Below are 13,680 nucleotides of genomic sequence, written 5' to 3' on the forward strand. Positions count from 1 at the left end.
GCGGGTAGACTTGGGGCAGCGACAGCGATCCGGCATCACCGGGGAGTCTTCGGAAGAACGGCATCCGTGCCCAGTAGAACCGAACGGGTCTGGCCCGTCACAGCCAAAGAACGAGAGGCCCGTCCCGGCGGGCAAGTGAGGTGGTACCGCGGCGAGAGCCGTCCTCGCAGGAGCACAGACAACCTGCCAGGAGAGACATGCCGTACCCCAAGTCGAATGACGCCTCGCACACCGGTGAGGCCTTCGGCGTCACCCCGTCGCCGTCGTTCCCCGCGATCGAAGAGGACGTTCTCGCGTTCTGGGACGCCGACGGAACGTTCCAGGCGTCGATCGACCAGCGCGAGGGCGCTCCCGAGTGGGTGTTCTACGACGGCCCGCCGTTCGCGAACGGGCTCCCGCACTACGGGCACCTGCTCACGGGCTACGCGAAGGACCTCTTCCCGCGGTTCCAGACCATGCGCGGCAAGCAAGTGCACCGGCGGTTCGGCTGGGACACGCACGGGCTGCCGGCTGAGCTCGAGGCGGAGCGCCAGCTCGGCATCACGGACAAGAGCCAGATCGAGGAGATGGGCATCGCCGAGTTCAACGCGGCGGCGCGCGACTCGGTGCTGCGCTACACGAAGGAGTGGGAGAAGTACGTTACGCGTCAAGCGCGCTGGGTGGACTTCGAGAACGACTACAAGACGCTCGACATCTCCTTCATGGAGAGCGTGCTGTGGGCGTTCAAGCAGCTGTATGACAAGGGACTCGCGTACGAGGGCTACCGGGTTCTGCCGTACTGCTGGCGGGACCAGACGCCGCTGTCGAACCACGAGCTGCGCATGGACGACGACGTCTACAAGATGCGCCAGGACCAGACGGTCACCGTCACCTTCCCCCTGACAGGGGAGAAGGCCGTCGCGCTCGGCCTCACCGACGTGAAGGCGCTCGCGTGGACGACGACGCCGTGGACGCTTCCGACGAACCTCGCGCTCGTCGTGGGCCCCGAGATCGAGTACGCCGTCGTGCCTGCCGGTCCGAAGCCCGCTGGCGACCAGGCGCCGACGGGCGAGTATTTGCTCGCTCGGGATCTCGTCGCGAGCTATGCGAAGGACCTCGGGTACGAGTCGGCGGATGCCGCCCTTGCGGCGATCGGCCGCACGATAATCGGCGCCGAACTCGCGGACGTGCAGTACGAGCGCCTGTTCGACTACTACGCCGACACCGAGGCGTGGGGCACGCAGAACGCCTGGCGGATCCTCGTCGACGACTATGTCACGACGACCGACGGCACCGGAATCGTCCACCAGGCTCCCGCGTACGGCGAGGACGACCAGCGTGTCTGCGAGGCGGCGGGCATTCCCGTCATCCTCTCGCTCGATGAGGGTGGCAAGTTCCTGCCGAGCGTGCCTGACGTCGCCGGTCAGCTATGGTCCGACGCCAACAAGCCGCTCACCCGGCTCTTGCGGGACAACGGGCGACTCGTGCGGCAGGCGAGCTACGAGCACTCCTACCCGCACTGCTGGCGGTGCCGCAACCCGCTCATCTACAAGGCGGTGTCGAGCTGGTTCGTGCGCGTGCCCGCCTTCCGCGACCGGATGGTCGAGGTCAACCAGCAGATCAACTGGGTGCCGGAGAACGTCAAGGACGGTCAGTTCGGCAAGTGGCTCGCGAACGCCAGGGACTGGTCCATCAGCCGCAACCGGTACTGGGGCTCGCCGATCCCGGTCTGGAAGAGCGACGACCCGGAGTACCCGCGCGTCGACGTGTACGGCTCCCTCGACGAGCTCGAGCGCGACTTCGGGGTGCGGCCGACAGACTTGCACCGCCCGTACATCGACGAGCTCACGCGCCCGAATCCCGACGACCCGACCGGCAGGTCGACGATGCGCCGCATCACCGATGTGTTCGACGTGTGGTTCGACTCCGGCTCGATGCCGTATGCGCAAGTGCACTACCCGTTCGAGAACGAGAAGTGGTTCGACACGCACAACCCGGCCGACTTCATCGTCGAGTACATCGGGCAGACGCGCGGCTGGTTCTACATGATGCACGTGCTCTCGACGGCGCTCTTCGACCGCCCCGCGTTCAAGAACGTCGTGAGCCACGGCATCGTGCTCGGCAGCGACGGGCAGAAGATGTCGAAGTCGCTGCGCAACTACCCGGACGTGACCGAGGTGTTCGAGCGCGACGGGTCCGACGCGATGCGCTGGTTCCTCATGTCGAGCTCCGTGCTGCGCGGCGGAAACCTCATCGTGACGGAGGAGGGCATCCGCGAGGGCGTTCGTCAGCTCCTGCTTCCGCTGTGGAACACGTGGTACTTCTTCTCGCTGTACGCCAACAGCGCCATCGAGGGCGGCTACGAGGCGAGCGAGCGCACCGACTCCTCCGACGTGCTCGACCGCTACATCCTGGCCAAGCTGCGGCAGCTCGTCGCCCAGGTGACCGAGGACCTGGAGAACTTCGATTCTCCTCTCGCTGCCGCCAAGCTGCGCGACTTCGCGGAGGTGCTGACCAACTGGTACGTTCGCCGCTCTCGCGACCGCTTCTGGCATGGCGTCACCGAGACCGGCGAAGGGCGCGAGGCCTTCGACACGCTCTACACGGTGCTCGAGACGCTCAGCCGCGTCGCAGCGCCCTTGCTGCCGCTCGTGACCGAGCGCGTGTGGAAGGGCCTCACGGGCGGTCGCAGCGTGCACTTGACCGATTGGCCCGTGCCCGACGCGTTCCCGCAAGACGACGCGCTCGTGACCGCGATGGACCGCGTGCGCGAGATCAGCTCGGTCGCGCAGGCGCTGCGCAAGCAGTCCGGCCACCGCGTGCGGCTCCCGCTCGCGAACCTGACGGTCGTGACCCCGGATGCCGCGTCGCTCAGCGACTTCGAGGAGATCCTCCGCGACGAGCTGAACGTCAAGCGCGTGAGCTTCGTCGAGCTCACCGAGAACAGCGCCGTCGAGCACGGCATCACGTCGAAGCTCACGGTCAACGCTCGCGCGGCAGGCCCCCGCCTGGGCAAGCAGGTCCAGCAGGCCATCGTCGCGGCGAAGAACGGCGACTGGAGCGAGAGCGACGGCGTTGTGACGGCGGGCAGAATCCCGCTCGTCGAGGGTGAGTACAGTCTCGTGCTCGAGACCGCGAGCGACGCCGGCGATCAGGCGATCGGGCTGCTCTCCGGCTCCGGGTTCGCGCTGCTCGACACTCGACTCACGGCGGAGCTCGAAGCCGAGGGTCTCGCACGCGACCTCGTGCGGGCCGTGCAGGACACGCGAAAGGCCGCCGGCTTCGACGTCAGCGACCGCATCTGCCTCGACGTCGCGTTCGCCTCGGAGGAGGACGCCGCCGCCGTGCGCTGGGTCGAAGACGTCGACATCGCCGCCGAGACCCTCGCCGTGCAGTTCACACTGCACACGGTCAAGGAACTGGGCTCCGCAGGAGCTTCGGCGGAGCTGCTCGCCGCGGCCGCACCGCACGCGCCCGAACTCATCAAGGAGCTCGACGCCGGTGAGTACGCGAACGAAGGCCGCGTGTTCATCGCCGTGAGCCGTGTCGGAAAGGATGCCGATGCCTGAGTCATCGATCGATGACGCGCGGTTCGCCGACGAGGCGGCCGACGCGATCGCCGAACTGTACACGCGAGTGGGTGAGGGGCGACCTGCGCCGCGGCTCGACGCCACACGGCGCGCGATGGAACTGCTCGGAGACCCCCAGACCGCGTACCCGATCATCCAGCTGACCGGGACGAACGGAAAGACGAGCACGGCGCGCTTCACCGAGAGCCTGCTTCGGGCGCACGGACTGCGCACGGGACTGTTCACGAGCCCGCACCTGCGCGTGTTCAACGAGCGCATCTCGATCGACGGCGAGCCGATCAGCGATGAGAAGCTCGCGACGAACTGGCAGGACGTCAAACCGTACATCGAGCTCGTCGACGCGGAACTGCAGCAGAAGGGGGACGTGCGCCTCACCTTCTTCGAGGCGCTCACGGTGCTCGCGTTCGCGAGCTTCGCAGACGCTCCCGTCGACGTCGCCGTGATCGAGGTCGGCATGGGCGGCGAGTGGGACTCCACCAACGTGGCTGACGCGCAGGTCGCGGTCTTCACGCCCATCGACATCGACCACGCCGCGACGCTCGGCTCCACCATCACGGAGATCGCGCGCACGAAGGCCGGCATCATCAAGCCGGGCGCGCGCGTCGTCACGAGCGTGCAGGCGGCAGCGGCGATGGCGGAGATCGAGTCTGCCGTGCGTCGAAACGATGCAGAGCTGTATCGCGAGGACAAGGACTTCGTTCTCTCCTCCGACCTCGTCGCCGTCGGCGGACAGCAGATCTCGGTCACGGGACGCGCCGGGACCTATACCGAGCAGTTCCTCCCCGTCTTCGGCGACCACCAGGGGCACAATGCCGCTCTGGCCATCGCCGTGGTCGAGACGTTCCTCGGAAACGGGAGCGTGCGCATCGCCGACGACGTCCTCGCACAGGGCCTCGCCGAGGCGCGCTCGCCCGGGCGGCTCGAGCTCGCCTCGACCGAACCGCCGACGCTCGTCGACGCGGCGCACAACCCGCACGGCGTTCGTTCGCTCGTCGCGGCTCTCGATCGCTACTTCGACGTCGACGAGATCGCTTTCGTGATGGCGGTCCTCGCCGACAAGGACGTGCCCGGCATCCTCGCCGCGGTGCTGCCAAAGGCGACGCGCGTGTACGCGACACAAGTGGAATCAGAGCGCGCGCTCTCGGCCGACGAGCTCGCCGTCGCTGTCGCGAAAGCCGGCGCGGGAGACCGCGTGGCCGCGTTCGAGTCCGTCGACGACGCCCTGTACGCGGCGCGCGAGTGGGCGGGAGAGCAGCCGCGCCGCATGGTCGTCGTCGCCGGCTCCATCATCCTCGCCGGCGAGACCCTGCTCATCGCCGACGACAGGGACTGGGCATGAGACGCACGCAGAGCCTGAAGGCGACGCTCGGCTCCATCGTGTTCAGCGCGGAGATCCTCGTGGTCTTCCTCGGCTCCCTCGTCGCCTTCGGCCTGAAGCTCGTCGATCCTCCCGTGGCGTTCATCGGCGGCGGCATCCTGTGCGTGCTCATGATCGCCGTCATTCCGGTGCTGCGCTTCCGTTGGGGGCTGATCTGCGGCTGGGTGCTGCAAGGCGTTATCGTTGCTACCGGCATCGTCATGCCGCTGATGTTCGTCGTGGGCGGCCTGTTCCTGCTCATGTGGGTGTACTGCATGGTCGTGGGCGCGCGCATCGATCGAGAAAAACTCCACCAGAACCAGTCAGGAGAATAACCAATGGCCGTAGAAGAGACACTCGTGCTCGTGAAGCCCGACGGGGTCGCACGCAGCCTCACGGGAGAGATCCTCCGCCGCATCGAGGCCAAGGGCTATTCGCTCGTCGACATCCGCCTCGTGCAGCCCGAGCGCGACCTGCTCGCTGCGCACTACGCCGAGCACGAGGGCAAGCCGTTCTACGAGCCGCTCGTCGAGTTCATGATGTCGGGACCGGTCGTCGCTATCCGCGTGGCCGGCGATCGCGTGATCGAGGGATTCCGATCGCTCGCCGGCACCACCGACCCGACCTCCGCCGCGCCCGGGACCATCCGCGGCGATCTCGGGCGTGACTGGGGTCTCCCGGTGCAGCAGAACCTCGTGCACGGCTCGGACAGCCCGGAGTCGGCACAGCGCGAGCTGTCGCTGTGGTTCGCCTGAGCAATCGTCGCTCGCTGTCGGCGCCGAGCGGAACCTCCGCCCGGCGCCGACTTTTCGCGCGGGCTCAGAGATGCCCGATGACGTCAAGGCGCAGCTGCGCCAGGAGCGCGACGAGCACGTAGAGCACAAGCGTGATGAGCGGCGTCCAGCCCGCGAGAACCGAGCCCACGCGGCGGCCGGCCGCGCCGACCGGCAGCGCGCCGATCTTCAGCACGTGGAACGTCACGGCGAGAAACGACGGGATCGTCACAGCCCAGGTGACCATGCACCACGGGCACAGCGAGAACAGCACGTAGATGCTCTGCGCGATCAACCAGCCGACGAGGCAGATCGCGAACACGAAGCCGAGCCAGAAGAGCGACCAGAACCAGCGCGGGAATCGCGCGCCGGCGAGCAGAGCCACACCGACGACGATCGGCGCGACCCAGCAGGTCAGCCCGATGATGGGGTTCGGAAAGCCGAAGACGGCACCCTGCTCAGACGCGAGGTTCGTGCCGCACCCCACCAGCAGACTAAAGTCGCAGCCGAGCTTTGCCTGCGGGTTCTCCAACTGGATGAACTTGTCGAGAGTGAGCGCGAACGCCGCATACCAGCCGACGACTCCGGCGACGATGAGGGTGATCGCGAAGGCGATCGGACGTTCAGGTGCGCGAGGCTTGACACTGGAGTCGGTCACGTTCGGATTATGACACAGCGCGGCGTCTCGAGAGTCGCTGACAGCGCCCGCGGCGGTATCGTGCGATAATGAAGAAAGTCAGAGGCGAACCGCGCTTCGCCTCACGATGAAAAAGGCTTATGGGGCGTCACGCGCCCCGCATTGTGAATCGGTCGGAGTGACCGAGGGCCTGCGATCAGAGCGTAGAGCCGATTGCAGGAGACAGGATTGTGGAGGGGTTCGCTGAGGCGCATCTTCCCTAAGAGAGTTCCCGGATGGATGGCGCGGCTGTCCGTCCGGTCGAGGAGTGCACCAGAGATGGTGGAAGAACAGAACACGACAAATCCCGCGGACCCGGTTGAAGAAGCTGCGCCGCTTGCGCAGACGAACGGGTCGGATGCCGAGACGCCACGGGACGAGCACACGCCGTCCGCTGCCGACGAGGCCGCCGCACAGTCTCCCGCGGAGACGAGCGAATCGCAGCAGTCCGGCGCCCAGGCCGCGGAGAACGCCGGAACCGGTGACGACAAGCCGGAGGAGCAAGCGCCGTTCGTGTCGGCACCGTCGACGCAGCTGCTGTTCCGCGCACCCGACATCAAGCCGCTTCCGGCTCGCCCAGCCCCTCGCGACGACAGCGATGATGAGGACGAGTCCGGATCGAACTCTCGCAGGCGCTCCCGGAAGCGTCGCGGCGGAGACCAGGGCGGTGACAATTCGTCGCGCGCCGAGCTGATCACCGAACCGCAGAAGGTCAAGGGGTCGACCAGACTCGAGGCGAAGAAGCAGCGCCGTCGTGACGGCCGTGACGCCGGGCGTCGCCGCGCCGTCGTGACCGAGGCGGAGTTCCTCGCGCGCCGCGAATCCGTCGACCGCAAGATGATCGTGCGTTCAAAGGGCGGCCGCATCCAGATCGGCGTGCTCGAAGACGACGTTCTCGCCGAGCACTACGTCGCGCGATCGCAAGAGTCGTCGCTCATCGGCAACGTTTACCTCGGCAAGGTCCAGAACGTGCTGCCGAGCATGGAAGCCGCGTTCGTCGACATCGGACGCGGGCGCAACGCCGTGCTCTACTCCGGCGAAGTCGACTGGGACTCGGTCGAGACCGGCAACCAGCCGCGCCGTATCGAGCTTGCCCTCAAGCCCGGCGACAAGGTCCTCGTGCAAGTGACGAAGGATCCTGTGGGGCACAAGGGGGCCCGACTCACGAGTCAGGTCTCGCTGCCCGGACGCTACCTCGTGTACGTGCCCAACGGCTCGATGAACGGCATCTCCCGGAAGCTTCCGGACACGGAACGAGCGCGGCTGAAGAAGATCCTCAAGGCGATCCTTCCCGAGAACGCCGGCGTCATCGTCCGCACGGCGGCAGAGGGCGCGAGCGAAGAGCAGCTCACTCGCGACGTCACGCGACTCAAGAACCAGTGGGAGTCGATCTCGAAGCTCGTCGAGAACGGTCACGCGCCCGCGCTGCTGCACTCTGAGCCCGATCTTCTGATCAAGATCGTGCGCGACGTGTTCAACGAGGACTTCCACTCCATGGTCATCGCTGGCGACGACGCTCGCGAGACGATCGAGAAGTACCTCAGCCAGGTCGCGCCCGACCTGCTCGAGCGCGTCGAGAACTACGACGGCGGCAAGGACATCTTCGACGAGTACCGCATCACCGAGCAGATCGAGAAGGCTCTCGACCGCAAGGTGTGGCTGCCCTCCGGCGGTTCGCTCGTGATCGACCGCACCGAAGCTATGACCGTAGTCGACGTCAACACGGGCAAGTTCGTCGGGTCCGGCGGAAACCTCGAGGAGACCGTCACCAAGAACAACCTCGAGGCCGCCGAGGAGATCGTCCGTCAGCTGCGTCTGCGCGACATCGGCGGGATCATCGTCGTCGACTTCATCGACATGGTGCTCGAATCCAACCGCGATCTGGTGCTGCGCCGGCTCGTGGAATGCCTGAGCCGGGATCGCACGAAGCACCAGGTTGCCGAGGTCACCTCGCTCGGCCTCGTGCAGATGACCCGCAAGAAGCTCGGCCTCGGTCTGCTCGAGACGTTCAGCGAGGCATGCGAGGTGTGCGCAGGCCGCGGTGTCATCGTGCACCACGACCCGGTTCTCAAGCACCGTTCCTCGTCGTCGGACAACGGGAACGGCCGGCGACGCCGCGGTGGCAGCTCGAACAACTCGAACGGCGGAGGCACCAACCACGGTGGCGCTCCGAAGACATCCACCCACTCGATAACCGACGACGCCAAGAAGGCGCTCTCGCAGATCGCGGCGAGCACCATCCACGTCGAGGAGGCGGCTCCGGCCGCCAGTGCGCCCGAGCAGCCGGTGGAGGAGAAGACGGTCGAGGAGAAGCCTGTCGCCATTCTCGACATTCCGATCGAACCCGCCTCGCGGAACGAGCGGCACATCGACAAGCGCGAGGCCGAGGACCTCCTGGGCTCGGTCCTCGACGCGCTGCCCGAGCCGAAGAAGCCGGGTCAGGGACGCAACCGCTCTCGCCGCGTCACGACCGCAGCGCTGAGCGGCACGCCCGTTCCGACGCAGGACCCGACAAAGAAGACCGACTAGGCCCCCGCTGATCGCCGGCGGTCCTTCGCGCGAATGCGAAGGCCGCTGGCGATCAGCCGTCTCGTGAGCGTGTGCGCGTCAACCGGCGCGGCCCCTAGACGCACAAGCTCCTCGTAGCGGGCATCCGGCACGTCGTAATGGTCGAGGTCGAAGCTTCGCGTGGGAATCTGCGCCTCCCGAGCGAACTCATGGAGCTCGTCGAGTGAGGAATCGCTCACGAGGTGCGACCAGAGCCGTCCATGCGCCGGCCACATGGGCGGATCGATGAGCACGGTCATTCTTCGATTCTAGAAACACCGCCCGTGTCATTTGTTGATCTGACCGCCCATGACGTAAACTTGACCGTTGGTGCGTCTGGCTTATCCCCGGAACGCAACCGTGGTTTTCTGACAGGCAGACCTTCCATCCCACTGGGTCCGTCTGGAGCAGTGACTTTCCTTTGACAAACAGACGGAGCTCCGGCTCCCGAGAGAAGTAGGTACTCCAAGTGGTTTACGCAGTAGTGCGCGCCGGTGGACGGCAGGAGAAGGTCGAGGTCGGCACCATCGTGACGATGGATCGCGTGAAGGCCGACAAGGACGGCAACGTCCAGCTCCCCGCAGTCCTCCTCGTTGACGGAGACACCATCACAAGCGACCAGAAGTCGCTCGCGAAGGTCATGGTCACGGCAGAGGTCCTCGGTGACCTCCGCGGCCCCAAGATCGTCATTCAGAAGTTCAAGAACAAGACCGGGTACAAGAAGCGCCAGGGGCACCGTCAGGAGCTCACGCGCGTCAAGGTCACCGGAATCAAGTAGACATCGAGGAGAACAAGAGATGGCACACAAGAAAGGTGCGAGCTCTACTCGCAACGGTCGTGACTCCAACGCCCAGCGTCTCGGTGTGAAGCGCTTCGGCGGCCAGGCTGTCAACGCGGGCGAGATCATCGTCCGCCAGCGTGGCACCCACTTCCACCCCGGCGTGAACGTCGGCCGTGGCGGTGACGACACGCTCTTCGCACTAGCGAACGGCGCCGTCGAGTTCGGCAACAAGGGCGGCCGCAAGGTCGTCAACATCGTGGCGGCCGACGCGTAGTCGTCAGCATCCACAGCACACAGGGGCGGGCTTCGGCCCGCCCCTGTGTGCTCTCGGCTAGATCCCCGGCCGAAAGTCACCAGAGGCAACCAAGGAGGACGCTGTGGCCACATTCGTCGATCGTGTGACCCTTCACCTGACCGCGGGCAACGGTGGAAACGGCTGCGTCTCCGTGCGGCGTGAGAAGTTCAAGCCGCTCGCCGGCCCCGACGGCGGAAACGGCGGAAACGGCGGCGACATCGTCATCGTTGCGGACGGACAGGTGACAACCCTTCTGCCGTACCACCGTTCACCGCACCGCAGCTCCGACAACGGCGGATTCGGCATGGGCGACCACCGGCACGGATACGCCGGGGAGGACCTCGAGCTGCCCGTGCCCGTCGGCACCGTCGTGAAGAACTCCGACGGCGAAACGCTCATCGACCTCACGGAGCCGGGGATGCGCTTCGTCGTCGCGACGGGCGGTCAAGGGGGCCTCGGCAACGCCGCTCTCGCCACGACGAAGCGCAAGGCGCCCGGATTCGCCTTGCTCGGTACGCCCGGCTGGTCGGGAGACATCACCCTCGAGCTCAAGACCGTCGCCGATGTCGCCCTCGTCGGGTACCCGTCCGCGGGCAAGTCGAGCCTCATCGCAGCGATGTCCGCCGCGAAGCCGAAGATCGCCGACTACCCGTTCACCACGCTGCACCCGAACCTGGGCGTCGTGCAGGCGGGGGAGCACCGCTACACGGTCGCGGACGTTCCCGGTCTCATCGAAGGCGCAAGCGAGGGCAAGGGACTCGGTCTCGAGTTCCTCCGCCACGTCGAGCGCTGTTCGGCGCTGCTGCATGTCATCGACTGTGCGACGCTCGAGCCGGGACGTGACCCGCTCAGCGACCTCGACGTCATTCGCGCCGAGCTCGAGGCGTACCCCGTGCCCGACGGGCAGCTGCCGCTGCTCGAGCGACCGCAGCTCGTCGCGCTCAACAAGATCGATGTTCCCGAGGCCAGGGAACTGGCCGAGTTCATCCGTCCCGAACTCGAGGAGCGCGGCTATCGGGTCTTCGAGATCTCCACGGTCAGCCATGAGGGTCTGCGTCCGCTGAGCTTCGCGCTCGGGGAGCTCGTCGAGGCCGACCGCGCGGCACGCCGGGAGGCGGAGGCGAACGCGCCGCGGATCGTCATGAAGCCTCGTGCCGTGAACGATGCACCGTTCCGCATCGTCGTCGAAGGCGGAACGTATGGCAACGTCTATCGGATTCTCGGCGCGAAGCCGGAGAAATGGGTGCAGCAGACGGACTTCACAAATGACGAGGCCGTTGGCTACCTCGCCGACCGACTCGCTAAGATCGGCATCGAGGATGCGCTGTTCAAGTCCGGAGCCATCGCCGGTTCCACCGTCGTGATCGGGCCCGGGCAGGGCGTCGTCTTCGATTGGGAGCCGACTCTCACCTCGACGGCGGAGCTGATGACGTCTCCTCGTGGCAGCGATCCGCGCCTCGACGGTTCCGCGCGACCCACACGCGGCCAACGGCGGGACGCGTACTACGAGCGAATGGACGCGAAAGCCGAAGCGCGCGCCGAGCTCGAGCGTGAGCGCGAGGCGGGTCTGTGGATGGAGGATGAGCAGGAGTGAGCGTCAGGGCTCGTGCGGGAATCGCTACGGCGAACCGCGTGGTCGTCAAGGTTGGATCCTCATCGATCAGCGGTGTCAACGCGGGCCAGATCGAGCCGCTCGTCACCGCTCTCGCCGAGGCGCACTCGAACGGCACCGAGATCATCCTCGTCTCGTCGGGTGCGATCGCAACGGGGATGCCGTATCTGAACCTTGACTCGCGGCCCACCGACCTCGCAACTCAGCAGGCCGCTGCGGCCGTCGGCCAGAACGTGCTGATCTACCGGTATCAAGACAGTCTCGACCGGTACGGGATCGTGGCAGGTCAGGTGCTGCTCACCGCCGGCGACCTGGAGGATCTGACCTCGCGCAGCAATGCCAAGCGCGCGATGGAGCGGCTGCTGAGTCTCGGCATCCTGCCGATCGTGAACGAGAACGACACCGTCGCCACCCACGAGATCCGCTTCGGCGACAACGACAGGCTCGCCGCGCTCGTCGCGATCATGACGCACGCGGATGCGCTCGTGCTGCTGAGCGACGTGGACGCGATCTACACTCGGCCGCCGGAGGAGCCCGGCGCGGAGCGCATCGACCTCGTTCACGCGGGTGAGCCGCTCGCCGGCGTCGAATTCGGCGAAGCGAAGCGCACGGGTGTGGGCACGGGCGGTGCCTCCACAAAGGTGTCAGCGGCGCTTCTGGCGGCCGCTCGCGGCACCGGCGTTCTCGTCACGTCGGCCGCGCAAGTCGGCGCGGCGCTGCACGGCACCGATGTCGGAACGTGGTTCGAGCCGGCCGATGAGGCCGTTCCCGCCGTCGCAGATAGAATCGGATCATGAGCGAAACTGCGGTTGGCACCGGCCTGAGGGAGCGGCTCGAGGCCGCGCGCGGTGCGGCGAGGCGACTCGGCGTCGCCTCGGGTGCAGATCGCAATGCCGCCCTCGAGCACATCGCCCTCGCTCTGACAAGCAACAGCGCCCGGATCCTTGCTGCGAACGAGCTCGATCTGGCGAACGGACGTGAGAATCAGCTCGCCGCCGGACTTCTCGACCGACTGCGCCTCGACGCGGCGCGCATCGACGGCCTTGCCTCAGCGGTGCGCGAGATCGCGGCTCTCACCGACCCCATCGACCAGGTCGTGCGCGGCAGCACTCTGGAGAACGGCCTCAAGATCGAGCAGGTTCGGGTTCCCTTCGGCGTCGTCGGAACCATCTACGAAGCCCGCCCCAATGTCACCGTCGACATCGCCGCTCTCGCGCTCAAGAGCGGCAACGCCGTCGTGCTGCGCGGCGGATCGGCCGCCCTGCACACGAACATGGCGCTCGTGAGCATCCTGCGCGATGCGGTCGCCGCAGCAGGGCTGTCGCCGGAAATCATCCAGACGATCGACGAGTTCGGCCGGGACGGTGCCGCGGAGCTGATGCGCGCCCGCGGCCTCGTCGACGTGCTCGTTCCGCGCGGCAGCGCCGCTCTCATCAACACCGTCGTCACGGAGTCACTCGTGCCCGTCATCGAAACGGGCGCGGGCATCGTCCACATCTACGTCGACGCCACCGCGGACACGGCGGACGCGGCATCCATCATCACCAACGCCAAGGCGCAGCGACCGAGCGTGTGCAACGCCGTCGAAACGGTTCTCGTCCACAAGGACGCCGCCGCCCGCGTGCTGCCCGCGGTTCTCGCCTCACTCGCCGAGGCCGGCGTCACGGTGCACGGCGACGCGGCTGCGCTCAGCTTTGGCGAGGGAATCGTTCCCGCTGGTGCCGACGAATGGGCGACCGAGCACTTGAGCCTCGACCTCGGGCTGCGAATCGTGGAGTCGATGGACGAGGCGATCGAGCACATCGACAGATACTCGACCCACCACACCGAATCGATCCTCACGAACGATGTCCGCAACGCGGAGCGCTTCCTCGCCGAGGTCGACTCCGCCGTCGTCATGGTCAACGCCTCCACCCGCTTCACGGACGGTGGAGAGTTCGGGTTCGGCGCCGAGGTCGGGATCTCGACCCAGAAGCTGCACGCGCGAGGCCCCATGGGGCTGCCCGAGCTGACGAGCACGAAGTGGATCGTGCGTGGCAGCGGCCATGTGCGCGGCTGAGCTGTAGACTG

The 13,680-nt window shown here is 66.8% G+C and carries 12 protein-coding genes; 10 read left to right on the forward strand and 2 right to left on the reverse strand.

What is annotated here, in order from left to right:
* Positions 1–197: 197 nt before the first annotated feature.
* From ileS to ndk, 4 genes are read left to right on the forward strand one after another with little or no spacing between them, the layout of a single operon-like run.
* Positions 198–3,548, forward strand: a complete 3,351-nt coding sequence (ileS, locus tag BLV49_RS13580) for an isoleucine--tRNA ligase (RefSeq protein WP_091185529.1) — start codon at positions 198–200, stop codon at positions 3,546–3,548.
* A complete protein-coding gene (locus BLV49_RS13585; RefSeq protein ID WP_091185532.1) occupies positions 3,541–4,908 on the forward strand; it encodes a bifunctional folylpolyglutamate synthase/dihydrofolate synthase in 1,368 nt (455 codons plus the stop codon). Before ileS ends, BLV49_RS13585 begins: the two co-directional genes overlap by 8 nt.
* On the forward strand, positions 4,905–5,261 hold the full coding sequence (locus BLV49_RS13590) for a DUF4233 domain-containing protein (protein ID WP_091185537.1): 357 nt from the start codon (positions 4,905–4,907) through the stop codon (positions 5,259–5,261). Before BLV49_RS13585 ends, BLV49_RS13590 begins: the two co-directional genes overlap by 4 nt.
* 3 nt (positions 5,262–5,264) lie before the next feature.
* Complete coding sequence (ndk, locus tag BLV49_RS13595; protein WP_091185540.1) at positions 5,265–5,681, forward strand: nucleoside-diphosphate kinase; 417 nt, start codon at positions 5,265–5,267, stop codon at positions 5,679–5,681.
* A gap of 64 nt (positions 5,682–5,745) precedes the next feature.
* Here the strand turns inward: ndk and BLV49_RS13600 are convergent, their stop codons facing one another.
* Positions 5,746–6,357: a vitamin K epoxide reductase family protein gene (locus BLV49_RS13600; protein WP_091185544.1), complete on the reverse strand. Its 612-nt coding sequence runs from the start codon at positions 6,355–6,357 to the stop codon at positions 5,746–5,748.
* A gap of 297 nt (positions 6,358–6,654) precedes the next feature.
* Between BLV49_RS13600 and BLV49_RS13605 the strand changes: the two genes are divergently transcribed.
* Positions 6,655–8,904, forward strand: a complete 2,250-nt coding sequence (locus BLV49_RS13605; protein ID WP_091185547.1) for an Rne/Rng family ribonuclease — start codon at positions 6,655–6,657, stop codon at positions 8,902–8,904.
* On the opposite strand, the gene BLV49_RS13610 is transcribed toward BLV49_RS13605, so the two are convergent.
* A complete protein-coding gene (locus BLV49_RS13610; protein ID WP_091185550.1) occupies positions 8,901–9,182 on the reverse strand; it encodes a DUF4031 domain-containing protein in 282 nt (93 codons plus the stop codon). The two genes, BLV49_RS13605 and BLV49_RS13610, sit on opposite strands and share 4 nt — an antisense overlap.
* A 209-nt stretch (positions 9,183–9,391) precedes the next feature.
* Here BLV49_RS13610 and rplU point away from each other — a divergent pair, with 209 nt between their 5' ends.
* The 5 genes from rplU to BLV49_RS13635 all read left to right on the forward strand — a co-directional run bounded on the left by rplU (position 9,392) and on the right by BLV49_RS13635 (position 13,669).
* Entirely contained in the window at positions 9,392–9,700 is a 309-nt protein-coding gene (gene rplU / locus BLV49_RS13615) for a 50S ribosomal protein L21 (RefSeq protein WP_091185553.1), read from the forward strand.
* Positions 9,701–9,719: 19 nt separating this feature from the next.
* Positions 9,720–9,977: a 50S ribosomal protein L27 gene (gene rpmA / locus BLV49_RS13620; RefSeq protein ID WP_091185559.1), complete on the forward strand. Its 258-nt coding sequence runs from the start codon at positions 9,720–9,722 to the stop codon at positions 9,975–9,977.
* A 103-nt stretch (positions 9,978–10,080) separates the two neighbouring features.
* A complete protein-coding gene (gene obgE / locus BLV49_RS13625; RefSeq protein WP_091185563.1) occupies positions 10,081–11,592 on the forward strand; it encodes a GTPase ObgE in 1,512 nt (503 codons plus the stop codon).
* Positions 11,589–12,407 (forward strand): glutamate 5-kinase, encoded by an 819-nt coding sequence (proB, locus tag BLV49_RS13630; protein ID WP_091185566.1) that lies wholly within the window; start codon positions 11,589–11,591, stop codon positions 12,405–12,407. The genes obgE and proB overlap by 4 nt, the downstream gene beginning before the upstream one ends.
* A complete protein-coding gene (locus BLV49_RS13635; protein ID WP_091185570.1) occupies positions 12,404–13,669 on the forward strand; it encodes a glutamate-5-semialdehyde dehydrogenase in 1,266 nt (421 codons plus the stop codon). Before proB ends, BLV49_RS13635 begins: the two co-directional genes overlap by 4 nt.
* Positions 13,670–13,680 lie beyond the last annotated feature (11 nt).

Origin of the sequence: Paramicrobacterium humi (assembly GCF_900105715.1) — a bacterium.
In the GTDB taxonomy this organism is placed as follows: domain Bacteria; phylum Actinomycetota; class Actinomycetes; order Actinomycetales; family Microbacteriaceae; genus Paramicrobacterium; species Paramicrobacterium humi.